This is a genomic window from Listeria grandensis, assembly GCF_014322885.1.
Lineage (GTDB): Bacteria > Bacillota > Bacilli > Lactobacillales > Listeriaceae > Listeria_A > Listeria_A grandensis.
Window position 1 is genome coordinate 62,586 of the sequence record NZ_JAASUG010000001.1, and the last position, 23,354, is coordinate 85,939.

Below are 23,354 nucleotides of genomic sequence, written 5' to 3' on the forward strand. Positions count from 1 at the left end.
TGCAATACAAATAAAAAAAGAGTCGAAAACCCTTGGTACTAAAGGATTTCCGACTCGCCGCTCTTTATTCCCACTCCACCGTCGCTGGTGGCTTACTTGTAATATCATACACGACACGATTCACATGTGCCACCTCGTTCACGATCCGCGTCGAGATCAACTCCAACACTTCCCACGGAATCCGTGCCCAGTCGGCTGTCATGCCATCAATTGAAGTTACCGCGCGGATAACAACGGTGTGATCGTACGTACGACCATCGCCCATCACGCCTACGCTGCGGATGTTTGGTAAGGCTGTGAAGTACTGCCAAATTTCGCGGTCAAGACCTGCGTTTTTGATTTCTTCACGCAAAATATAATCGGAATCGCGGACGATTTCTAGTTTTTCTTCGGTAATCTCGCCTAATACCCGGATTCCTAGGCCTGGACCTGGGAACGGTTGGCGCCATACGATTGCTTCTGGCATGCCTAGTTCTAGTCCTAATGCGCGAACTTCGTCTTTAAATAGTGTATTTAATGGTTCTATTAGTTGGAACTGCATGTCTTCTGGCAAACCGCCAACGTTATGGTGGGACTTGATCGTTTGTGCTGTCGCTGTTCCGCTTTCGATTATGTCGGTATACAGTGTTCCTTGTGCTAGGAATTCCACGCCGTCAAGCTTCGTTGCTTCGTCATCGAACACGTAAATGAACTCGTTACCGATCGTTTTACGCTTTTGCTCGGGGTCGGAAACGCCAGCAAGCTTCGTCATGAAACGTTCTTTGGCATCGACTTTAATAATGTTCATATTGAAATCGCCGTATAGTGTTTCCATCACTTGCTCTGCTTCGCCTTTACGCAATAAACCGTGATCAACAAAGATACACGTTAATTGGTCGCCGATCGCTTTGTGAATCAGAACGCCAACAACAGAGGAGTCTACGCCACCGGAAAGGGCTAGCAATACTTTTTTGTCACCAACTTGTTCGCGGATTTTAGCTACTTCCACATCGATGAAATTCTCCATTGTCCAATCGCCTTTGCAACCACAGATGTTTAGCGCAAAGTTCTTCAGCAACTCGTTGCCGTGAACAGAATGCTGTACTTCTGGATGGAACTGCACACCGTACATTTTACGGTCTTCGTTTGTGATTGCTGCAATCGGACATGATGCGCTAGTAGCGGTGACTTCAAATCCTGCTGGCTCGGCAACAACGAGGTCTCCGTGACTCATCCAGACGATTTGATCGGTTGGTAGCGCTGCGAAAAGACGGGATGGCTTCTCAATGTTGATCGTCGCTTTGCCGTACTCACGGTCTTTGGCGGGCTCTACTTTTCCAGCGAAATGGTTCGTCATCAGTTGCATACCGTAGCAAATACCAAGAATTGGAACACCCATCTCAAATAGGTCTTCGTCGCAACGGAAAGCTCCTTCATCGTAGACACTATTCGGGCCACCAGAGAAAATAATTCCTGTTGGATTCAGTGCTTTCATCTCTTCCACTGTAATCGTGTGTGGGTGCAACTCGCTGTATACGCCGAATTCGCGAATACGACGCGTAATCAATTGGTTGTACTGGCTACCAAAATCAAGAACGATAATTTTCTCTTGCTCTGTAAAATCTTTCATATTCCTTCACAAAACCCCTTTAAAATTTATTTATGTATGTTGCGCGTGTTTCAAGTCCTTCTCTTTATTGTAACGTTTGCCCTGCATTCTTGCAACCGTAAAACGAGGGTTTCATCAATGTGAGCGCTTGCTTTAAGATAACGTCTCCTAGGAGATAACCTAAATAAATCGAGCGAATGCTTTCGCTCGATTTCTGTAAAGCCGGGATGTACGTCCTACCGAGTACAGATGATAGGGTAGTCTTCGGCAGTATTCAAGCTTTTGTAACAGACTCTTCGAAAAAAATTTATAATCCTTTTCCGCCGATGACATCCATGTTGATGCTTTTCTCAACGGAGGCGATAAGTGGTTTAGCACGCTCGATGATAGCTTTTACTTCTTCGTTATCAAGCGATGCTTTGTGATGCCCTGAATCAGTCCAAACTTCGGTCACAATCACGGTCTCTGGATCGTCCTCGTTCACGCTGACCACGTATTGGATGCAGGCGTTATATCGTTCAAGCCCCACCGCAGCCTCTAGCAAAATATTGACGAGCGCTTTGCGATTTCCTGGATGGGCTTTGAATTTTGTGATTAAACCAAATGCGATTTTCATTGTCCTCTCCTCCTCCAACTATTTCTTCCAAAAGTCATCAAAGATTGTAATTGCCATATGGCGCTTATGTTGTGTTTTTAAATACCAATTCTCGATTTGAATCGCGGTCTCTGTTGGGATTTTTTTGCCTTCTAGGTAGTCATCGATATCCTCGTATGTGACACCAAGCGCGACTTCATCGGGTAGTGCTGGTTTGTGTTCTTCCAGGTCTGCGGTTGGTTTTTTCAAGTAGAGATGTTCTGGGCAGCCAAGTGTTTTTAAAAGTGCCTTACCCTGGCGTTTGTTCAAGCGAAACAGCGGGTTGATATCCGTGCCGCCATCGCCATATTTGGTGTAAAAACCCGTGACGGCTTCGGCGGAATGATCGGTACCGACGACAGCGCCATGATTCATCGCGGCAATGCTATATTGCGCCTTCATCCGCTCACGTGCTTTTTCATTGCCTTTTGCAAAATCGGAAAGCTCGATATCTGCAGCGTGTAATGTGGCGACGCTAGCATCAACGGCTTCCTTAATATTAATCGTCACCACGCGGTCAGCCTCAATAAAATGAAGCGCATCTTGGCAATCGGCTTCATCGAATTGTGTCCCGTACGGTAAACGCACAGCAATAAACTGGTAAGACTCATCTCCCGTCGCCTCGCGTAACTCGCTAATCGCCATTTGTGATAATTTCCCGGCAAGCGTCGAATCTTGACCTCCAGAAATGCCCAACACCAATGTTTTAAGGAATGGATACTTCGTCAAGTATGCCTTTAAAAACTCGATACTTTGGCGAATCTCGGCGGTTTCATCGATTTTTGGTAACACGTGCATTTCCGCGATAATTTGCTTTTGTAAACTCATTTTTCTGCCCCCTTCACTTGCTTAAAATGGAATATCAAAATTGACAGGTGAATGTTTTTGCACTGTTTTACGAACATTTTCGATATTTTGCATTTTATTTTTCCAACATTTCACGCTTAAATCGACCGGGTATTGTTCTGGACGCACCGTTCGTTGATATTCATCCCAAAGCAAGGCTAAATTTTCTTCTTTGTATTTGCGAGTCTGTTCTAAAGATGGTCTTTGATATACTAGTTCCCCTTTTTCGTAAATTGGAACCAATAATTCTTTCGCGGTGAAATTTGCCACTTCTTTTGTAATATACGTGTGGATGGGATGGAACATGGTTAAGGTCTCCACGCCTTCTAATGACTCGTTTTCCAAGCAGATATAATCACCTTCTGCTTTTGGACCGTCTTCGTTTGTTATGATGCGGTACACGTTCTTTTTCGCAGGTGTCGTGACTTTTTCGGTATTGCTGGAGAGTTTGATGGAGTCTTGCAAAACATCCTTCTCATCGGCAATCGCAACGAGTTTGTAAACGGCACCTAGGGCTGGTTGGTCGTATGCTGTGATCAGTTTTGTACCAACGCCCCACGCGTCGATTTTTGCTTTTTGTGCTTTCAAATGTAGAATTGTTGTCTCATCCAAATCGCTCGACGCAAAAATTTTCGCATGGGGGAATCCTGCTTCATCCAACATTTGACGGGCTTTTTTCGATAGGAATGCCATGTCTCCACTATCCAAACGAACCCCGATAAAGTTGATTGCGTCGCCCATTTCTTGTGCCACTTTGATCGCATTTGGAATCCCGGATTTGAGTGTGTCATACGTATCCACTAGGAAAATAGAATCCTTGTGTGTTTTGGCGTAGCGTTTGAAAGCCTTGTATTCATCACGATATGCTTGCACCATCGAATGCGCCATCGTACCCGAAATTGGAATGCCGAAAATTTTGCCGGCACGAATATTACTCGTAGAATCGCAGCCGCCAATGTAAGCGGCACGTGTGCCCCAAAGCGCTGCATCCATTTCTTGCGCGCGCCTTGTGCCGAATTCAGCAAGCGGTTCACCTTCTACGACGTTTTTGATTCGTGCTGCTTTTGTCGCGATCAGCGTTTGGAAATTCACAATATTGAGGAGCGCTGTTTCGATTAGCTGAGCCTCTGCCAAATTCGCCTCCACTTGAATAATCGGCTCCGTCTTGAAAACAAACTCGCCTTCTACAACCGAGCGAATCGTTCCAGTGAACCGTAAATTTTTGAGATAGTCTAGGAATTCCTCTTCAAAAGCCGTTTCTTCACGCAAATACGCAATGTCTGTATCTGTGAAATGCAGGTTCTCCATGTAATCGATAATCCGCTCAAGTCCTGCAAAAACGCAGAAACCCGTGTCAAACGGCATATCGCGAAAAAATACTTCAAAAACAGCGCGGCGCTCATGGATATTATCATCCCAATAAGCCTTCATCATATTAATTTGGTATAAATCGGTGTGTAGCGTTTTACTATCATCTGGAAATAAAGTCATACTCCATACTCCTGTCTATGTTTTCTTATAAAACATCATAGCGTAAATCGAACAGAAAAGCTAACTTTATAAGCTGTATTTAATTTTCTAGTCTTTGTTTGGAGTATGCTTCACACCTTTAGCAAAAACACACAGCCAGCATTAAAAAGAACCGGTACGAAGCTTCCGTTCACACCGGCCAATCATTATTTATCTATAAATTAAACCGATATCCCGCGCCCCAAATCGTCTCGATGGATTCGGAAAAGTCGCCGTGGTTCTCTAATTTTTCACGAATTTTACGGATATGAACGACGACCGTTGACACATCGCCCGCCGCCTGCATGCCCCAGATCTGCTCGAAAAGTTGCTCCTTATTCCACACCCGGTTCGGCCGCTTCGCTAAAAATACAAGTAAGTCGAATTCCTTCGTTGTGAAAATAATCTCCTGATCTGCTACAAATGCTTTACGGCCATCTAAATCCAGCGTCAAATCATGCACCTGTAAAATCTCATTTTGCACCGCGATAGTACTTTTGGCGAGTCGTTCGTAACGTGCTAAATGAGCCTTAACACGCGCCACGAGCTCACTCGGACTAAATGGTTTCGTGATATAATCATCCGCTCCAAGGCCGAGTCCACGAATTTTATCAATATCTTCTTTTCGAGCAGAAACGAGCAAAATCGGCACTTCTTTCTTCGCTCGAATTTCGCGGCAAATATCAAAACCATTCATATCTGGCAACATAACATCAAGAATAATCAAGTCAAACGCATCATGTAACGCCCGCTCCAGCCCCTTCAAACCGTTGTGCTCCATCGTAACTTCCATTTCACTAATCTCCAAATAATCGCGCTCTAATTCCGCAATTTCAAGTTCATCTTCTATTAATAAAATCCGTTTCATTGCTCTTTGTCCCCCTTGAACTTTAGTGGTAGCCTAATCCAAATACTCGTGCCGATCTCAAGCTCACTCGTCGCTCCGATCTCACCTCGATGCTCTTCCACAATCTGTTTGGCAATCGAGAGCCCCAGTCCGCTACCACCTGTATTCGAATTTCGTGACACTTCTTCTCGATAAAACCGATCAAAAATAGAAAGCAGACCCGCTTCTGAAATACCTTTACCATTATCGCTAATCGTGATTATCGCATCATTCTGCTGTTTTTCGAGCTGAATCATGATTTTTGCTTGCTCTTTATCCATGTACTTCATACTATTTTGGATCAAATTCTCAAATACGCGCTTTAATTTTTCGCGGTCAGCTTCTGCTATCATTTTTTCATTAGGGATAACCAATTCAAATTCCGCCTTTTCAAAGCTTAACTCCGATTCTTCCGCAATTTGCGCTAGTAATGCATTCAGATCCACTCTTCTAAAACAGAACGGTTCTTTATGCAAATCAAGCTTGGAGAAAAGGAATAATTCATCAATCAGCGCATTCATGTCCTTCGCTTTTGTATGTGCAATCTCTAAATATTTCGCTTGCTTCTCTGGTGTATTGGCGACACCGTCTTGAATCCCCTCGATATAGCCGACAATCGAAGTAATCGGTGTTTTAAGATCATGCGAGATGTTTGATAATAGCTCTTTTCGGTTGGTTTCATATAGTGCTTGCATCTCTAACGATTTTTTAAGGCGAATTCTCATTTTTTCAAACGTGGAGATCAAAGTGGCAATTTCATTTTTACCCTTCGCTTCTTCCATCTCAAAATCTAGATTTCCAGCCTCAATTTTCTCCGCGCCTTCTTTTAGATGTACAATCGGTTGAACGACACTTTTAGCCACGAAATAACTCAACAATCCGATCACTAAAAAACCAAATAGCAGGACGGTACCTACAATATATATCCCCCATTTTTGGATGATTTCGGTATAGGAGTTCTCTGGCTGAAGCACCATCACACTCCCCATCGCCCCATCAGAATACGTGTAATCAAACTTGATATAACGGAACAAATCACCTTGGTTATCTAGCGTTCCACGCATATTAAGATTGTTCAATTCATAGTCAGGCATGTGTACCAATAGCGATTTCTTAGATAAATCCGCAGAAGAATATACAATCGCATCATTTTTTCGAACTACCACTTGAACATCACTCTTTTCGAGACCTTTAAAATTCTGATATTCCAATAGGTTATCTGGCATATTTTTAGCTAACATCTTTAGCTCTAAAAACGCATTTTCTTCATCTGTGGAAAGCGGGCGTTGCAATGTCGCTGATTTGTAAAGTTGTCCTGGTGAAGCCCCCGTCAGCGCGTAAAATCCCAGCAATAAGGTTGACATCAAAAACGTTCCCGTCAAAATAATAACCGCAATATAAGACAGCATAAATCGCATTTTAATAGACATATTACTTCCTCATTTCGTTGTTCTATAGCAAGCATATAGCGGAATCAACTTTTTAACAAGGGTTTTGGCGGTGATTTAATGAACTTTTAAGATTTTTGGGAGCGCAAAAAAGCCACGAAAAAAGGAATCCAAGACTCGCTTTTTTCGTAGCGCTTATTCTAATTTCAGCTTAAATCATCTTTAATTTTGGAGGTAGAAATACCGTTTGTACGCGGTAAATAAACAACCTCGCAATAATCTTTGAGAAAGTCAAACTCGCCCTTCCAATCATCGCCCATCACAAAAATATCGATATCGTGATCTTGCACGTCTTGAATTTTTTGTTCCCAATCGCTTTCGGGAATCACTTCATCTACATACCGAATTGCCTCTAAAATCAGCTTGCGATGCTCAAAACTATGGTATGCTTCCTTGTGCTTCACCTGATTAAATTCATCTGTAGAAATCGCGACTACTAGGTAATCACCAAGCTCCTTCGCTCGCTCAAGCAACTTGATATGACCCCAATGCAACAAATCGAATGTGCCGTATGTAATCACTTTTTTCATGAAAACACCTACTTTCCTAGTCACCAGTATAGCAAGAATAAATACATTTCGCTAGCCTATTCTCTCGCCATTTCCGACTGCAAAAAGTCCACAAAACGCTTGCTTGATTCGCCGTCTGAATATTTATTCCATCGGGCACTAAATTCGCGTATTTCATCCACATTTATCGCTTGATTTTCGACTGCCGCAATGACTTCTGCCGTCGTCTTGCAAAGCGGTCCTGAAATTGTGTCGAGGTACCCATCTGCCAATCCGCGACTCGCGTCATATGCCTCCAAATCATAGGCAAAGAAAATCATCGGTTTTTCGAAAAAGGCAAATTCAAACGGAATCGAAGAATAGTCCGTAATTAACACATCTACTATCGGCAAAATCGCTTCCAGTTCCGCCTCCTTCTCCACATACACACAAAAATCATCCGCTTGTTTTGCTAAATCAGTCATCATCGACGGATGCAATTTCAATAATAGCTTGTACTCGTTTCCTAGCGCCGCTTTCATTGCCGCCATATCAAGGTCTAACTTTGCTTCAGATAAAGCCTCATCACGGAACGTCGGCGCGTATAAAAGCACTTTTTTATCTTGAATCTTGTATTTTTCAAGCCCGATAGCCTTATTTCGCTCAATTGCCTGTTCATCAAAATAATAATCTGTTCGTGGCACGCCGAGCTTCAATAGCTGCTCATCCTTTAATAAGAACGACCGTTTGAAAATTTCGCCCATCTCATCGGAACCAGCCAATACCTTCGAAAAAGTCTTATATACCGCTTGAAAACGATTTTTATCGGATTCCGAACGCTCTTGCGCAGTCTTATCTTCCCAACCAAATTTCTTAAGCGCACCATCTGCATGCCAAATCTGCACACATTCCATGTTCTCACGCCATTTCACACCTGCTAATTCTGCAAAATAATTGTCCGTCACAACCACTTTAGCCGTACTCAAGTGAAACATTAATTTGATCAAATTTCCGTTTGTTTTCGGCAAAGAACGCATAAAATTACGCGCCATCCCGTCCACATTCAAGCGTGGATCGTAAAAAACAATCGTTTCCGGGGTAAAATGCGATTTCTCCATCTCACGCAAAATGGCTGCTGGATTTTCTGGAAAACTGATCAACATCACCACTTTTTGTTGGATTGGAAAACGCCCAAATACAAAACCTAACACATGCATCATCATCATATAAAGCTTGATTGCTATATTTTTCATCCTGACACCTACTTTTCAAAGACGATTTTCACAGTTTTTTCCGCTGCGTGCCCGTCCTCCCATTCACAAAATTGCTGGAAGAATTGGCTGTTACTCTCTGCTGGTTGCTCCAATATCATTGCTATTTGTTCCATCAATTGCGCACTTGTTTCGACGAGCGGACCTGGCGCATTTTTTTCAAAATCAAAATAAAAACCTCGTAATGTATCGCGATATTCTGCCAAATCGTATGTGAAGAAAATCATCGGACGATCCAAGTTGGCATAATCAAAAAATACCGAAGAATAATCCGTGATCAGCACATCGCTGACAAGATACAAATCACGAATATCATCATAAGACGACGCGTCTCGAATAAAATCGCCATACTGCGCAAAATCAAACTGTTCAGCGACCAAATAATGCATCCGCACAAGTAGCACGATATCCTCGCCAAATCGCGCTTTCATTTCCGCAACATCAAACTTCAAGTCAAACTTATACTCGCCAGCTTTGTGGAAATCATTATCCCGCCACGTCGGTGCGTATAGTACAACACGTTTACCATCAGGAATCCCCAGTTTCCCGCGAATTTCTGCCATCAAATGTTCCTTATCGGGACTAAAAAGCACATCATTACGAGGGTACCCCGATTCAATCATAGCGCCCTGATATCCGAACGCACTGCGGAAAATCTTACTCGAATATGCATTTGGCGAAATAAGATAATCCCATTTTGCCGCTTCTCGAACAAAATCTGCCTTATATTGCGCCGTTGTTTGCCCAGGCATATGCACTTCATCAATATCGACGCCAAGCTTCTTCAGTGGCGTTCCATGCCAAGTCTGCACGTATACCGTCTTATTTGGCTTTGGTAACTCTAGCGGCAATCGGCTATTTGAAATCCAGTATTTTGCCCGCCCCATCGTCAATAACCACTTCACTGAAAAACGCGTCACATAAGGAACTCCGTGTTCCTCGAAAAGCTTCGTATAGCGCGGGTTCACACTCCATAATAACGTATATTCCGGCTCCTGCTCTTTCATATATTCATAAATCGCACGTGGATTACAACTATACTGCTTACCAGAAAAGCTCTCAAACATCACTAAATGCTGTTTTCGTGGTAAAAATCCGACTAACCAAAATAAAAAATAGTACACTGTTTGGATTAATTTTGCCATCTGTTGACCCTCTTATCTCTATTGATTCAGCGCTCGTTTCAGTTTTAGTCGCCGTTTTACTTTCTGTTTTAACTCCGTTGTTAAATGGAAATGTTCAAACTCCACTTTTCGTTCTGTATTTTGATAAAACCATATTCCCCGCAATTCCCATGGTCTTAAGCGAATTTTCGCGGTAGAAATCGTTCCTGCCGGGCGCACAACGACGTCCCATATTCGTAAATCCTGTTCGCGTTTTGTCAACTTCGCCCGTTTTGTCGTAAACAAGGTTTTCACCGCAAAAAAACTTTTTTCTGGCAATGCCGTACGTGATTCTTCGATGTCGCTAATCAATTCGGCATGCCCATTCCGTCGCCACTTTTTATGCAGAGAAATCATTGGTATTTCCGCAAGTGGTGCAGCTTCAAACTGGATCGGCCAGCCTTTTTTACGAATCGATAACATCATTTCCTTCACGGGTTGCGCGGCATCTAACTCCCAAATGTAGCGCTCCTCCACCTCGCCAAGCACGGATTGCAATGCGCGCACAAAAGCTTCCTGCTCCACGTCCGTCAGCACCTCACGAAAATAGATATTCTCTTTATAAAAATACAATTTAGCATGGTAGCTAATCAAATACTGTACATAGGGAATAACCGTACCAAATTTCGCCTTTGATAACTGAATATAAGACAGGTACACCGCTTCTAAAAATGGCTGATAACGCGACTTATCCTGCCACGATTTACTCACAAGTGAGCGCTTCGTATTCAAATCCCGATAATAAAAATAACCAACATCCGCGACAACTCCGTACTCCTCATCATCCAGCAACAACTTCGTAATCAGCAACTGATCCTCTCCGAAATGAAGCGACTCATCAAACGCCAACTGCTTTAACCGATCAAAACGCAAAAAAGTACCGCCAATATAAAAATGGATCGCTTCATAGTCATGCTGAATGTTAATAACGCGACTTCCTTGCTCGAAACGAGTATTCAGCTTATGTGCTCCGATCTTTTTCCGGTTGCCATAATCGTCTAAATAATAAAACGGCGGCACGATCATGTTGATTTCTGGATGCTCCTGTACAAACTGCGCCATTTCACGTATCATATGTAACGAATATACATCATCTGCGTCCAAAAAGCCAACGAAATCAATATCATCTCTAACATGCATCAAGCCGATATTTCTAGCACGCGCTGGACCGCCATTTTTAATGTGGATTTGATAAATATTTTGTGGGTATTTTCTGACTAATAAATCTGCGATACTGCCACTAGTGTCTGTACTTCCATCATTAACAAGGAGAATTTGGATATTTCCGGTAAACCCGTATGATTGTTTGATGACGCTTTCTACAGTAGCCTCTAGTCGGCTTTCCGCATTGTAAAACGGTATTATTATTGCAAACTTCATTTATTTTCACCCCATTGAAATAGGGTTATATCAATAGTGGTACTGGATATAACCCTTTTGTTGAGGCTCTTAAGAGGCATCCCCTGCCGATTTAGAGCCTCAATATGCATGCGAAAAACGTGAGCATGTAATCCATCAGTGGCTCTTATGACGCAAAACATTAGAACCCATCTACAAACTTAGAAACAGAGTGAACATTCGTTCCTTGCTCTACATCATGTCTCGCCATCTTCAAATCCGGCTTCAGAAGCCAGACCCTCGGAAATTTCGGTGCCTTCGCAAAAACCAAGATCGGGCTTTTACTGCAACCCTAACAATTTTTTTCAGGTCTAACAGGCTTCTTCAGCACTTTATATCTTCCACTCCATTACGCTCTTACCCCAAGGACTTCGCAAATCAGCTTCGAATGCTTCTATCACATCTTGTATGCACTTGACTTTATGCACTTCGCCAACTAGATTCTGCAAATATTCTACTGCTCGCTTATTTTCTGATAGAAACTCTACAGTCTTCTCAAAATCAACGCGACCGCTTCGACTGCTACCATAAACGGTCAGCCCTTTTTCTAATACCATCCGTGAGTTGAATTCAATCGGATACTCGGAAACGCCTAACAAAGAAATCGTTCCTTCGGGTTTGATCAGATCGATAATTTGACTCACAGCATACTGACTCCCACGCCCTCCTGCACATTCGAACGCTTGGTCGATCACTAAATCAGCCGGAATATCATCAATCGAAAAGGCTCCGTCCACAAACGAGAAGAAATCTAATTTATATGGTGTCTTTCCAAAAATATATACTTTGCTTTCTGGATACCAATTTTTAAGTATTAGGGCTGTGATGAAACCTAGATTACCATCGCCCCAAACACCGAATGAGGCGCGGTTTTCGTTTGCTTTTTGATCAAAGCGTAAAATCGCGTGAACCGCGACAGAAATCAACTCAGAGAACGCTGCAACTTTCGGGTTAACATCATCTGGTAAAACAACAATCCGGTCGCGACGCATGAACACGTAGTCCTGCATTAGACCATCATAGCCACTCGAACGAAACTTGCTGGAACGCAAATAATTCTCATCGATAATTGGATCGGTTTCCATTGGCGTATTTGGTATCATAACTACTTTTGTGCCTGGTTTGAACTCTTTTGTTGCATCATATACGACTTCACCGATTCCTTCGTGAATAAGCGCCATCGGTAATTTTTTCGAGAGCATTTCTTTTCCGCGAGAACCGGTATAATAGCGTTGGTCAGCCGCACAAATCGATAAATAGGTAGGGCGAATAACGACTACTTCTTCATTCAAAGACTCATCCACATTGGCAACTTCGAATTGTCGCTCCGATACTAGTCGGTATACTTGATTAATCATTGGCTATACGCTCCTGAATGATCGCATTTGCCACTTTCAGATCATATGGCGTTGTAATCTTAATATTGAAGATTTCGCCCTTCACGAGCTTCACACGGTCTCCTGCGAGCAAGCAAATCTTACATGCGTCCGTCAAAATTTGTTTCTCATCTGCGGACAAGTCTTGATAATGGCTGTACAGCTTCTTAATATTGAAACTTTGTGGTGTTTGGCCTTGATACATGTGATCACGAACTGGGATGTCCGTAATAAAGTCATGATTGGACGACTCTACAATTGTATCAATCGCCTCGATAACCGTATCAACCGCACCAGTTTCTAGCGCTGCATCAATATTTTCTTCAATGATGCGATGTGTCAAGAATGGGCGCACAGCATCATGCGTAATAATAACATCGTCATCCGTTAGGCCAAAATTCGACTCGATATAACGAATGCCATTCATAATTGTTTCATTTCGATCCGCACCGCCTTCAATCACAACAACGCGATCATCGGATACATATTTCTTAATATTATCTTCCGCGTGATTTATCCATTCTTTCGGAGACGAAATAATAATCTTGTCAAAGCGGTTATTCAGAATAAATTTCTCCACAGTGTGTACGATAATGGGCTTGCCATTTAAGGATAGAAATTGTTTTGGCATGCTGACATTTCCCATCCGCGTACCTTTTCCTCCAGCTAAAATTTGAGCGTATATCATTCTCTAATCTCCTTTAACTGTTTTTTATTGTCTACAGTTTTATTGTAACATAAATTTTCTTTAAAAACTTCTTCATCCACCAACCACAACAGGACGACAAATGATTGCTTGCCGCCCCGCCGAACCTTACTTGATTAATTCACGAACAATCCGTTCTGCCGCCTTACCATCCAAGTCATCGAAAAAGCGATTTTTGAAAGCACGGACTTTATCTAGGTCAAAATCATTCGTCTCGATGGCACTAATAATTTCATCATTCGTCCGCACAATCGGGCCTGGAACGAACTCCTCGTAATCATAATAAAAATTGCGCTCACCAAGATAATTCTCCAAATCATACGCATAGAATAATACCGGTTTTTCCATAATTGAGAAGTCAAACACAACAGAAGAATAATCGGTAATCAAAATATCGGTATTGATGAGAACATCATTGATATCTTCGCGACTCATATTAAACGCGAACTCTTGTAGATCAAATGGTACACCCACGCCACGCGTCACCGATGGATGCATTTTCAAAATCAGCGCGTATTCATCGCCAAGCTCTTCTGCCAAGCGACGAATGTTTAGATTCATCACAAAGTTTTGACGCTCACCAGGTCCACCGCGGAATGTCGGTGCATACGTGATCACTTTTTTACCTTTCAAATGCGGGTATTTACCTAAGAATGACGCTTTGATGAAGGCTTTGTAATCTTCATTGAAAAAGCAATCCGTTCTTGGTACACCTAAAGGCACTACATCGTTTTCAGGAACATCGAAGGCATCCGCATAAAATGGCACGATTTCGCTAGATGACACAACGACTTTCGTATAATTTTTATGTGCGCCTCGTTCAAAGCTTTCCGTATTGCTATCGGCGTATCCAATAGAGCTAAAGCCGAACTTCTTAAACGCCCCCGCCGCATGCCAAAGCTGAATCACTTCGGTACCACTACCAGTCGTCAAGCCGTACATTTGACGGTAATAATCATCTAAAAAAACATATTTCGCCGTTGCCACATCTTTATACAACGATAACAATTCACGAAGCGAGCGTTTCGGTTGCTTCAAGTAACCTACCACTTCGTAATCCGGCTTCTGCCTTAAAACTTCATCATAAACCGCTTTAAACGAGTCTGCCAACACATCGTGCTTATTCGTCAAAAATACGATTTTATCTTGTTTTTTTCCTAATTTATACATTGGAAAAGCGATTCGGCGTGCGTAGAAATTACGCGATACGTCTTGCACTTTCTTCCAAGAACCGACAACGATCTTTTGAAAAGCCGCTGAAATCAACGTTCCTGCTTTACGAACCGCTAGGCGATTGTAGATTGGTTGTACTGAATTGCGATTTGCCGCTTTTTGCCCCGCACGCACTTCTTGCGGATAGGCCGAAGAAAGTAATTTATTCATCGAACCTGGGTCAAGCTTGCTGTACGCCAACTTCAACACACGCAAATAGTTCGGTCGCGCTTTTTCTTTAATAAACGTATAACGATTAATCGTTTCAAAAGTAAGCAGGCGTTGCAACACACCTAGACTATTGTATAGATTGACATCCATCGAATCAACTAGCTCATAGAAAGAATCGAACATTTTCACCTGTGTCCCAGCATTGCCTTCCATCATGATCCCTTTATATGCTGGCCAAATATCCGCCGACACAATCCGATCATAGTAATCTGTACGAATTTTTCCAAGCGCAATCGGGTTCGTCACATATTTCGTGAACAATGGATCTGAGAGTTTCGTGCTTTCAATGATATCTTTAAAACTCACGTAAGGATCTGATTTCACGATTTGCGATAATGACACATCGCCCTCATCCTCACGCGCACGGTAGTTATAAATAATCTCGTCTACCGTATAGATGTCGCCTGACTTCAAATAAGCTTCCAATACAAACGGATGGTCCTCCGCAACTCTGATAGATGTAGGAAAACGTAAATCTTTCACCACATCCGAACGGTACATTTTATTACACGGCCCAAGCGTGTAGAGCATTTCCGGGTTCTTCACAAGCGTTTTACGACCTTTTTTGAAAACACCCTTTTTAAAATGCCCACCAATAAACCACGAACGATTACTGTTGAAACTTACAGAAATACCTGTTACCAGACCCACTTGTTTACTTTCGGCAGCATGATACATGATCTCTAGTGCTTTCTCTGGCAAAACATCATCCGAGTCGACAAAACTTATGTATTTCCCACGGGCAACCACAAGTCCATTATTACGAGCCGTTCCAGGCCCAGCATTTGGTTCTTTCACAACACAAATATTTTCGTACTTAGAAGCGTACTCCATCATTTTTTCAAAACTTCCGTCTGAAGATCCATCATCCACTAAAACTATCTCAATATCCTTCAAAGTCTGATTTAGCAATGATTCAATTGTCTCGGTAATATAACTTATAACATTATACACAGGAATAACCACAGACACCTTTGGATCTGTTATAGTAGCAGGTTTTACAATCTCATAGAGCATTCTATTTCTCCCTTAACACTTTTATTTATCCTTCTCAATCTATTACAATTATAGCTAAATGTCAAGAAACAATAGCCTTAAAACAGATAACCATGTCATAATTTTATAATCGCTAATATTAAGTCATTGAAAATCGTTTCTTTCTTGTACACTAGCCTATATAAAAACTTGTAAAGCCTATCATCTATAACGTATAATGGTCATATATCCGTGAATATATTTTAGAAGGAGAATGCCATTATGAAAGTAAGAAAAGCTGTTATACCTGCCGCAGGGTTAGGTACAAGATTTTTACCCGCAACAAAAGCAATGCCCAAAGAAATTTTACCTATAGTAGACAAACCAACAATTCAATACATTGTCGAAGAAGCTGTTGCCTCTGGAATAGAAGATATTCTGATTGTTACTGGTAAAGGGAAAAGAGCCATTGAGGATCATTTCGACTCAGTACCCGAACTTGAAAATAATCTACGAGAAAAAAATAAATTAGAATTACTACATTTGATTGAAGAAACAACGAATATCAATTTGCACTTTATACGTCAGTCTAAACCAAAAGGTCTTGGTGATGCTATTCTTCAAGCTAAAGGGTTTGTCGGCAATGAGCCATTTATTGTCATGCTTGGTGATGATATCGTAGAAGCAAAAACTCCATGCGCTAAGCAATTGATAAACCAATATCAAAAAACCCACAGTTCTGTAATAGGTGTTCAAAAAGTTCCCCATGAAGAAACGTATCGCTATGGTATAATTGATCCACTAAATGAATATAGTAAAGATCTCTATAATGTAAAAGGATTCGTTGAAAAACCAGAGCCTTCCAATGCTCCCTCTGACTTAGCAATACTGGGTCGTTACCTGCTGACACCACAAATTTTCGATTTCTTGGAAACTCAAGAACCTGGAGCTGGTGGAGAAATACAACTAACAGATGCAATTAATCGACTTAACGAAATTCAACGCGTCTTTGCTTATGATTTTGAAGGCAAACGTTATGATGTTGGGGATAAATTTGGTTTTATTCAAACAACTATGCAGTTTGCTTTAAAACATCCGGAAATTAAAGATGAAGTCGCTGGTTTAATCGATGATTTATATCAACAAATTCATCAAAATGATAAAAAAACTAAAGCAAAATAATAACAATTGAACCAAACTGGGATATAACTAAAAATAGAAAAGCAGGAATTTTGTATAACCACGATCTGAATTGGTTTGTACAAAATCCCTGCTTATTTTTGTTCTAGATCACCTTTTATCTCTAGCTTGATTTTATGTTTAGCCAAAAATAAACATCATAATAGTGAATAATCCCTTTAGGTCCCTGTTATCCAGTAATACAAAACGCACCTACAATAATCAGCAGTAAGCCTATTATTTTAAATCGATTAATTTTTTCGGATAAGAACAGAAATGAAAATAAAAAGGTCCAAATATACGTAATAGAACTAAGAGGAAAAACAATAGTATACGGTAATAATCGTAAGGCAATAATGTTCAAAATCGCGCCTAAGCCATAAAAGCAACCACCTAGTACAAAATAAGCAAACTTTTTTTTCCTCTCTCCAACTAAGCTAATTTTCTTTAGATAAAGTCCCCCTAAGGCCCCTAAGAATGTCATACCAATAATAGTTATAAAACTCATGATGTCCTATTCCTCTCTTTGTCAAAATAGCCACTAAGTCCCATCATGATTGCACCTGATATCACCAATATATTTCCAAAAACCTGCATTGCAGTGAGCTTCTCGTTAAGAAAGACAACTCCAATTAATATAGCAAAGACATAACCCACACTCAGCAATGGATGAAGTACAGAGAGGTCACCAAATCGGAATGCAATAATCATCAAAATAGCACCCATACCGTACAGAAAGAAGCCCACATAGAGCTGCCATGAATAAATACCTGACACCGCCATTTTCCAAAAGGCTTGTCCTATGGCAGTACAACTAGCTGAGAACACCATAAGTATAATTCCATAAATTAATTTATTCTGCATTCCAATCAAGTCCTTTATTTTTCATTGTTTCGCTCTTTATATTTAACCAGTTCAAGGAAATACATTTGCCTATTTCGGTGAGCAATTGTATCCAGAATTAGTCCACAAATGAAGAACATCATCCCTAGTAAAATTAATCCTGTCGCTAAAATGGCGCTAGGCAATTTTAGAACAAGCCCTATTTTAGCAAACTCGACAATAACAGGAATACCAACAAGAATACCTATCACTGCAAATAGCGTGGCCAAAAGGTTAAAGAATAAAAATGGACGGCTGTTTTTGAACAACTTGATGATCGTCATAATAACTTTCGAGCCATCACTTAATGTGTTAAGTTTAGATTCACTCCCCTCTGGTCGGTCACGATAGTCTATCTCGATTTCTTTAATCAAAAAACGATTTTCCAGTGCATGAATACTCATTTCTGTCTCAATCTCAAAACCAGGACTTAGAACTGGCATTGTCTTAACAAAATAACGATCAAACCCGCGATAACCCGTCATTATATCTTTAAGATTGCTTTTAAAAATTCGATTGATTGTATTCCTAACCAATGCATTCCCAAAATCATGAAAATTTCGTTTATTTTCTTCAGTATACGTTCCATTACTTAGACGATCACCAATTACCATATTAGCTTCTTTTTGCCTAAGTATTTCGAGAATTGTATGACAATATTCAGCTGGATACGTATCATCTCCATCAACCATCAAATAATAGTCTGCCTCAATATCAGCAAACATTGATCTTACAACATTTCCTTTCCCTTGGCGCATCTCTTTCTTAACTACAGCTCCATGTGCAAGCGCAATTTCAAATGTCTCATCTTTTGAATTATTATCATACACATAAATTGTTGCTTCGGGCAATTCTTTCTTAAAATCATCAATTACTTTTCCGATTGTTTGCTCTTCATTATAGCAAGGTAGTAGTATCGCTACCTTCTCATTAATATTTTGCATTTGTATCTCCCTCTAATCTTTATTATCTATTCCATTTAGTTTAGTAGCAAAAAGCAATATTGGCGTAGCAAATACAAAACTGTAACAATATCTGAAATCTGTTGCTGGCATTGCAATAGCGATTGTCATTACAACAAGAATCGCGGGTACAAACAATAAAAGCATTTTCTTATTCCGCTGATAAAAAGTTGATACGAAAGCAATTAAAATGAGCACTACCGGTATTGCACCTTTCAGTAAATAATTTTGCCAATCCGTTGTTGTTTTTACATATATCCAATCCGTGAATTCTTTTATTTTTGATGCTTTGCTAATCGAGATCAACGGTTTAGACGATTTCTCAATACGTTTTTCATATTCATCAAAACTCACAGCCTGCTCCCCAGTAGCCCTTATATATTCTTCTTTGTAGACTTCATAACCTTTTTTATTTATCTCTGCTTCAGTTAAGTTTTTCCCAAAGGATCTTGCAAAAACTCGAATATCATAAGGCATATCTTGTATTGCACCAGGTGTATCAAAGTATACTTTATATCCTTCTGGTGAATAAAACTGCCAAATAACTGCTACATGGTCTAAATATGCATTTACATATATTCTGAAATTATGCGTTAATAGCTTAAACCAGTTTTTGATATATAAACCAAAATCCTCCTCAATAACTGTGCTATCATATGCTACGTCATGTTTAATCGGATCCACAGTATAAGGATTATAGTCCTTTTTCCAATTTTCTTCTGGTAAAATTGATGTGAAATAATCTTTTAGCTCTGGCGTAAACTGACCGTTATTTTTAAAGGTAGCTGCAATTTGTTGTGAAGGGATTGCCAAGGCTTGATTCAAAGGACTTTTCTGTGCCTGTAACACATTTGATAAAAATAGACTGAATACAAAATTTAAGCCTATCACCATAATAAATACTATACTAAGCTTTATACGATAATTCTTCATGAAAATAATCAGTAGTAACAACGAAGCAATAACAATAATAATACCATTGTTACGCAAATTAATAGTGATAAATGCCACAATAACAAGTATCAAAACATGCCACCAGTTTCTTAACCAAGCCCCATCTGATTTCAGGACTTGTAATAATAAAGTAATGAACAATAATACGAAAGAAGCAAATGGTATGTCTTTCCACATTGTTGCTGAATAAATCATCGCTACAGGGTATACAGCATAGCCGACTGAAATAAGAACCCCTAACCATCTTGGCATCCCCCATTTAGCTAATGTATAAATTGCATATCCAACTATGAGTGAACTAACTAAGATTTGGGAAAAAATATAGCTTGATGGTGAGTTATATATTGCCGTTGTCGCTTCAATCCAAAGCGTATGTAGCATTGGGTGCCACTCATTATAGTGCCTAACACCATGTGCCATTGCCCACTGAAAATACGAGTCGAATGTCATTTTTGCGGGATAATAGGCTAACAAACATAATGTCCAAATTAAAAGTGGCACTGCTGTATAAATTGCAAACCATGACATTTTTGTAGTTTTCTTTGCCACTTTGTAGCCAGTATTTAGTTCTTCTATTAATAAAAAGATGAATGCTGAAATTGAATAGAAAGTCCCTACAACTATAATAGTATCCAAAAACATATTTCCACCATATGGACCTCCATTATATGATGATACCATCCAAAAACAACCTATAAATCCAGAAACAACTAAACGTGACCATACAATTTGAGTTTTTTTTGCATTTCTTATAAAAAGAATACCTAACAAAATAACAAAAATCAGCCAAACAATCGGTATTTTAAAACTAGCCAAATAATAATTTAATAATAGGATACTACTTATTAGTAATACTACTGCACTTAATATCCTCTTGCGGTTCAACATTCTAATCTATCCACTTCCTTTTCAAAAACTTCACTCTCTTCAAATATAACAAAAAAAACAAGCTACTGCAATCATTTGTAAATACTTCTAGGATAACATCACATATTTATATCGTTCTACTAACATTTCCTAAAGATAGAAAAACAGACCATTTGCTGATACAAATGACCTGTTTTTCTACTAACTTATTTATATTTTGGTGTATCAAAATCTTGTGTGTAACTAGATAGCTGATCATATAATCTCTGCATTCCCGATGTTTGCTTCAGAGCCCACCCAACATCCGTAGCATACAAATGAACACCTGGATTAGCTGGATTAAATCTCATCTTATAAAGCGTGTCTTGACCTTTTGAAACATAATTTTGTGCAACAAAAGCCGCTCCACCAATAATTGCTTTCTCCGGAGTATCCCAGCCTTGTTTATAGGCATACTCTGATCCACCAACTAAAGGATTGCTATCTACCGCTCCAATACCATACATATTATACACCTTTTTTGGTGTTACTGGTAGCCCGTCTACTGAACTTACAGTTACACCATTTGCCAATTGTGAACTACCATTACCAGATTCTAATAAAGCATGTGAAATCAAATATATATCATTAATATTAGATAACACTGCAGCTTGATTAAAGCTGGAACCTTTATCCGCAAGAATTCCCTTACCAGCAAGAATTTTTTGGTTAACTTCATTAATATCTATATTTGTCGGTTTAGATAACACCAAAAATTGTAAATATGAAGCTGTATTTTTCGAAAAACTATTTGGGTTTAGATAATACGTTGCATCTGACTGAGTTGCGTTAAACCACTGCCGATTGAAATTAAACTTGTACCATTTTTTCCCGCTAGTATCTATAACTGTATTTAAAATTGTAATTGACTCTGCATTCTTGAGCTTACCAAGTATAAATCCTGTACTACTTGCAGAATTCCTGACTTGACCATTTGCATTCAGAGCAACACCTGTATTAGTTCCAGTAAGCCTAATAGCATCTTCATTAATATAAGCATTAGCTGGTTTCTTATCTGTTTGTGGATTGCCTGCCATTAATTTAGATAAGGCATTACTATAAGTTGAAGTATACGATGTTGTTCTATAATTCTTTCTGATAGGTTGATATGCCGTATTTGAAAGATAGGCTTGATTCATATATCCAACGGCTCCTGAATAAATTATCTTCACCCAGTTATTCGCATCTACACTACCATTCTCCACCTCTACTTTAGCACCTGTTGGGATCCTTACAACAGTCGGTGAAGTGTAAGTTCTAGACTGACGGAGATTAATATCGCTTGCTGCATATTTAACAGCATAGGTGGCACTTGGATTTTTAGCTGTGATATACACATCTTTCATATAACCAATTCGACCTTTATAAGCGATTTTTACCCATCCGTCTAAATCTCTTGATCCATTTTCCACATATAGTTTTGCTTTTGCAGGAATTTGAATTAATGTTGGTGAACCATAATCTCTATCGCCACGCAAATTTATACTACTCGTAGCATAAAACTCTGAGTAGTTTTTTGTTGGATTAAAGGTAGAAAGGTAAGTTTCTTTCATGTAGCCAACTTTGCCACCAGCTATAATTATTTTTACCCAACCATTTGCATCTAAAGAGTTATCTTCCACGTTAAAGCTAGCATTTTGTGGGATACTAGCTATAATTGCTGTATCAAAACTTCTCCCACCTCTGAGGTTTATCATACTTGGAGCATAATAAATACCATAACTTTTACTCGGATCTGTCAATGAAAAATAGCTTGTTTTCATAAATCCAGTCTTGCCTTGATACAGTACTCTTGCCCAACCATTTACATCAGTTGATTTATCCTCTACTAATAGTTTTTTCCCCTTGGGTATAGAGTATGTGATATCAGAATCAAAGGTCCTTCCTGATCTAAGATTTATAACACTTGGTGCATAATACTCACCATATATTTTAGTTGGATCAGTTTCTGTAAGATACGTTTTTTTCATGTAGCCTGTTTTCCCAGCATAAACAATTCGAACCCAGCCTTGTGCGTCTTGGGTGTTATCTTCTACATAGAGCGGCTTATTTTTAGGAATAGTTAATACTGTCGTGGCGGAAAAACTTCTACTCGCTCGCAAGTTAATTGCGCTAGGAGCGTACAGCTCACTGTAGCTCAGTTTTGGATTAAGCATTGTCATATAATTTATCTTCATGTATCCTATTTTTGTCTTATACGAAATCTGAACCCATCCATTTGCGTCCTGTGAACCATCTACAACTGTCATTTTATCATTCTTTGGAACCGTAATAACAGTGGATCCCGAAAAATCTCTCTTAGAACGTAAATTGATATCGTTCAAGGCGTAGTAATACGTGCTCACCGTCGCAGCTTTTGGCGTAGAATCGGCAGAAAACGCGACACTTAGAAAGAGAGCACACAGTATTCCCCAAATGACAAATTTTAAAGATTTTCTCATTTTCATCTCCTTTAACTTTTAATAAACTGGTCAGTACACTGACTTGTCGTTTTCAAATGATTTGTAAGGAAAGCGACACTAAAATTATTTCATAGAATTGAAAAAAAGACAAGGGGGAATGTTCTCCGCTTGTCTCTCTCCGATTGGTATGCATACACTCTTTATCTTTTATAATATTTTTCTATCGTTTGTATTGCAAAGCCATTTCTGCATATTCCGTATATGCTCTTCTTCGTAACTATATATAGGTACATCATATTACAACATCCACTCATATAGTTAAAAATCAGCATATACAT

Annotated in this window: 19 protein-coding genes; 1 reads left to right on the forward strand and 18 read right to left on the reverse strand. The window is 39.9% G+C overall.

Annotated features, from left to right (window positions below; translation table 11 throughout):
* Window positions 1-64: 64 nt before the first annotated feature.
* The 13 genes from guaA to HCJ54_RS00340 form a co-directional block, all read right to left on the reverse strand.
* Entirely contained in the window at window positions 65-1,609 is a 1,545-nt protein-coding gene (gene guaA / locus HCJ54_RS00280; RefSeq protein ID WP_187136209.1) for a glutamine-hydrolyzing GMP synthase, read from the reverse strand.
* Window positions 1,610-1,895: 286 nt separating this feature from the next.
* Window positions 1,896-2,204 (reverse strand): putative quinol monooxygenase, encoded by a 309-nt coding sequence (locus HCJ54_RS00285; RefSeq protein ID WP_185409527.1) that lies wholly within the window; start codon window positions 2,202-2,204, stop codon window positions 1,896-1,898.
* Window positions 2,205-2,222: 18 nt separating this feature from the next.
* Window positions 2,223-3,050, reverse strand: coding sequence for an ammonia-dependent NAD(+) synthetase (gene nadE, locus HCJ54_RS00290; RefSeq protein ID WP_187136210.1), 828 nt, complete (start codon window positions 3,048-3,050; stop codon window positions 2,223-2,225).
* A gap of 21 nt (window positions 3,051-3,071) precedes the next feature.
* Window positions 3,072-4,559, reverse strand: a complete 1,488-nt coding sequence (locus HCJ54_RS00295) for a nicotinate phosphoribosyltransferase (protein ID WP_187136211.1) — start codon at window positions 4,557-4,559, stop codon at window positions 3,072-3,074.
* 193 nt (window positions 4,560-4,752) lie between these two features.
* Window positions 4,753-5,445, reverse strand: coding sequence for a response regulator transcription factor (locus tag HCJ54_RS00300; protein WP_036067208.1), 693 nt, complete (start codon window positions 5,443-5,445; stop codon window positions 4,753-4,755).
* The gene (locus HCJ54_RS00305) at window positions 5,442-6,893 is read right to left on the reverse strand and encodes a sensor histidine kinase (protein ID WP_187136212.1); all 1,452 of its coding nucleotides are present in this window, start codon (window positions 6,891-6,893) and stop codon (window positions 5,442-5,444) included. The genes HCJ54_RS00300 and HCJ54_RS00305 overlap by 4 nt, the downstream gene beginning before the upstream one ends.
* Window positions 6,894-7,057: 164 nt before the next feature.
* Window positions 7,058-7,441 carry a glycerol-3-phosphate cytidylyltransferase gene (gene tagD, locus HCJ54_RS00310; protein WP_036067206.1) on the reverse strand — a complete coding sequence of 128 codons (384 nt, stop codon included), beginning with the start codon at window positions 7,439-7,441 and terminating at the stop codon, window positions 7,058-7,060.
* 56 nt (window positions 7,442-7,497) lie between these two features.
* A complete protein-coding gene (locus tag HCJ54_RS00315; RefSeq protein ID WP_187136213.1) occupies window positions 7,498-8,652 on the reverse strand; it encodes a CDP-glycerol glycerophosphotransferase family protein in 1,155 nt (384 codons plus the stop codon).
* 8 nt (window positions 8,653-8,660) lie between these two features.
* The gene (locus HCJ54_RS00320; RefSeq protein ID WP_187136214.1) at window positions 8,661-9,815 is read right to left on the reverse strand and encodes a CDP-glycerol glycerophosphotransferase family protein; all 1,155 of its coding nucleotides are present in this window, start codon (window positions 9,813-9,815) and stop codon (window positions 8,661-8,663) included.
* An 18-nt stretch (window positions 9,816-9,833) separates the two neighbouring features.
* Window positions 9,834-11,213: a glycosyltransferase family A protein gene (locus tag HCJ54_RS00325; protein WP_187136215.1), complete on the reverse strand. Its 1,380-nt coding sequence runs from the start codon at window positions 11,211-11,213 to the stop codon at window positions 9,834-9,836.
* A 350-nt stretch (window positions 11,214-11,563) separates the two neighbouring features.
* The gene (locus HCJ54_RS00330) at window positions 11,564-12,589 is read right to left on the reverse strand and encodes a ribitol-5-phosphate dehydrogenase (RefSeq protein WP_185409535.1); all 1,026 of its coding nucleotides are present in this window, start codon (window positions 12,587-12,589) and stop codon (window positions 11,564-11,566) included.
* Entirely contained in the window at window positions 12,582-13,295 is a 714-nt protein-coding gene (locus tag HCJ54_RS00335; RefSeq protein ID WP_036067202.1) for an IspD/TarI family cytidylyltransferase, read from the reverse strand. Before HCJ54_RS00335 ends, HCJ54_RS00330 begins: the two co-directional genes overlap by 8 nt.
* Before the next feature lie 126 nt (window positions 13,296-13,421).
* On the reverse strand, window positions 13,422-15,773 hold the full coding sequence (locus tag HCJ54_RS00340) for a bifunctional glycosyltransferase/CDP-glycerol:glycerophosphate glycerophosphotransferase (RefSeq protein ID WP_187136216.1): 2,352 nt from the start codon (window positions 15,771-15,773) through the stop codon (window positions 13,422-13,424).
* A 240-nt stretch (window positions 15,774-16,013) separates the two neighbouring features.
* Between HCJ54_RS00340 and galU the strand changes: the two genes are divergently transcribed.
* The gene (galU, locus tag HCJ54_RS00345) at window positions 16,014-16,913 is read left to right on the forward strand and encodes a UTP--glucose-1-phosphate uridylyltransferase GalU (protein WP_187136217.1); all 900 of its coding nucleotides are present in this window, start codon (window positions 16,014-16,016) and stop codon (window positions 16,911-16,913) included.
* 187 nt (window positions 16,914-17,100) lie between these two features.
* Here galU and HCJ54_RS00350 read toward each other — a convergent pair whose 3' ends face one another.
* From HCJ54_RS00350 to HCJ54_RS00370, 5 genes are all read right to left on the reverse strand, one after another.
* Window positions 17,101-17,418: an EamA family transporter gene (locus HCJ54_RS00350; protein ID WP_187136218.1), complete on the reverse strand. Its 318-nt coding sequence runs from the start codon at window positions 17,416-17,418 to the stop codon at window positions 17,101-17,103.
* Window positions 17,415-17,774 (reverse strand): EamA family transporter, encoded by a 360-nt coding sequence (locus HCJ54_RS00355; protein WP_187136219.1) that lies wholly within the window; start codon window positions 17,772-17,774, stop codon window positions 17,415-17,417. The genes HCJ54_RS00350 and HCJ54_RS00355 overlap by 4 nt, the downstream gene beginning before the upstream one ends.
* A gap of 14 nt (window positions 17,775-17,788) precedes the next feature.
* Window positions 17,789-18,736, reverse strand: coding sequence for a glycosyltransferase family 2 protein (locus tag HCJ54_RS00360; protein ID WP_187136220.1), 948 nt, complete (start codon window positions 18,734-18,736; stop codon window positions 17,789-17,791).
* Between the two features lie 12 nt (window positions 18,737-18,748).
* The gene (locus tag HCJ54_RS00365; RefSeq protein WP_187136221.1) at window positions 18,749-20,596 is read right to left on the reverse strand and encodes a DUF6020 family protein; all 1,848 of its coding nucleotides are present in this window, start codon (window positions 20,594-20,596) and stop codon (window positions 18,749-18,751) included.
* Between the two features lie 185 nt (window positions 20,597-20,781).
* A complete protein-coding gene (locus HCJ54_RS00370) occupies window positions 20,782-23,055 on the reverse strand; it encodes an SH3 domain-containing protein (RefSeq protein WP_187136222.1) in 2,274 nt (757 codons plus the stop codon).
* Window positions 23,056-23,354 lie beyond the last annotated feature (299 nt).

Coding starts and splice junctions, on each gene's coding strand:
- guaA (WP_187136209.1), bottom strand. CDS start 1,609: ATGAAAGATTTTACAGAGCAAGAGAAAATTATCGTTCTTGATTTTGGT.
- HCJ54_RS00285 (WP_185409527.1), bottom strand. CDS start 2,204: ATGAAAATCGCATTTGGTTTAATCACAAAATTCAAAGCCCATCCAGGA.
- nadE (WP_187136210.1), bottom strand. CDS start 3,050: ATGAGTTTACAAAAGCAAATTATCGCGGAAATGCACGTGTTACCAAAA.
- HCJ54_RS00295 (WP_187136211.1), bottom strand. CDS start 4,559: ATGACTTTATTTCCAGATGATAGTAAAACGCTACACACCGATTTATAC.
- HCJ54_RS00300 (WP_036067208.1), bottom strand. CDS start 5,445: ATGAAACGGATTTTATTAATAGAAGATGAACTTGAAATTGCGGAATTA.
- HCJ54_RS00305 (WP_187136212.1), bottom strand. CDS start 6,893: ATGTCTATTAAAATGCGATTTATGCTGTCTTATATTGCGGTTATTATT.
- tagD (WP_036067206.1), bottom strand. CDS start 7,441: ATGAAAAAAGTGATTACATACGGCACATTCGATTTGTTGCATTGGGGT.
- HCJ54_RS00315 (WP_187136213.1), bottom strand. CDS start 8,652: ATGAAAAATATAGCAATCAAGCTTTATATGATGATGATGCATGTGTTA.
- HCJ54_RS00320 (WP_187136214.1), bottom strand. CDS start 9,815: ATGGCAAAATTAATCCAAACAGTGTACTATTTTTTATTTTGGTTAGTC.
- HCJ54_RS00325 (WP_187136215.1), bottom strand. CDS start 11,213: ATGAAGTTTGCAATAATAATACCGTTTTACAATGCGGAAAGCCGACTA.
- HCJ54_RS00330 (WP_185409535.1), bottom strand. CDS start 12,589: ATGATTAATCAAGTATACCGACTAGTATCGGAGCGACAATTCGAAGTT.
- HCJ54_RS00335 (WP_036067202.1), bottom strand. CDS start 13,295: ATGATATACGCTCAAATTTTAGCTGGAGGAAAAGGTACGCGGATGGGA.
- HCJ54_RS00340 (WP_187136216.1), bottom strand. CDS start 15,773: ATGCTCTATGAGATTGTAAAACCTGCTACTATAACAGATCCAAAGGTG.
- galU (WP_187136217.1), top strand. CDS start 16,014: ATGAAAGTAAGAAAAGCTGTTATACCTGCCGCAGGGTTAGGTACAAGA.
- HCJ54_RS00350 (WP_187136218.1), bottom strand. CDS start 17,418: ATGAGTTTTATAACTATTATTGGTATGACATTCTTAGGGGCCTTAGGG.
- HCJ54_RS00355 (WP_187136219.1), bottom strand. CDS start 17,774: ATGCAGAATAAATTAATTTATGGAATTATACTTATGGTGTTCTCAGCT.
- HCJ54_RS00360 (WP_187136220.1), bottom strand. CDS start 18,736: ATGCAAAATATTAATGAGAAGGTAGCGATACTACTACCTTGCTATAAT.
- HCJ54_RS00365 (WP_187136221.1), bottom strand. CDS start 20,596: ATGTTGAACCGCAAGAGGATATTAAGTGCAGTAGTATTACTAATAAGT.
- HCJ54_RS00370 (WP_187136222.1), bottom strand. CDS start 23,055: ATGAGAAAATCTTTAAAATTTGTCATTTGGGGAATACTGTGTGCTCTC.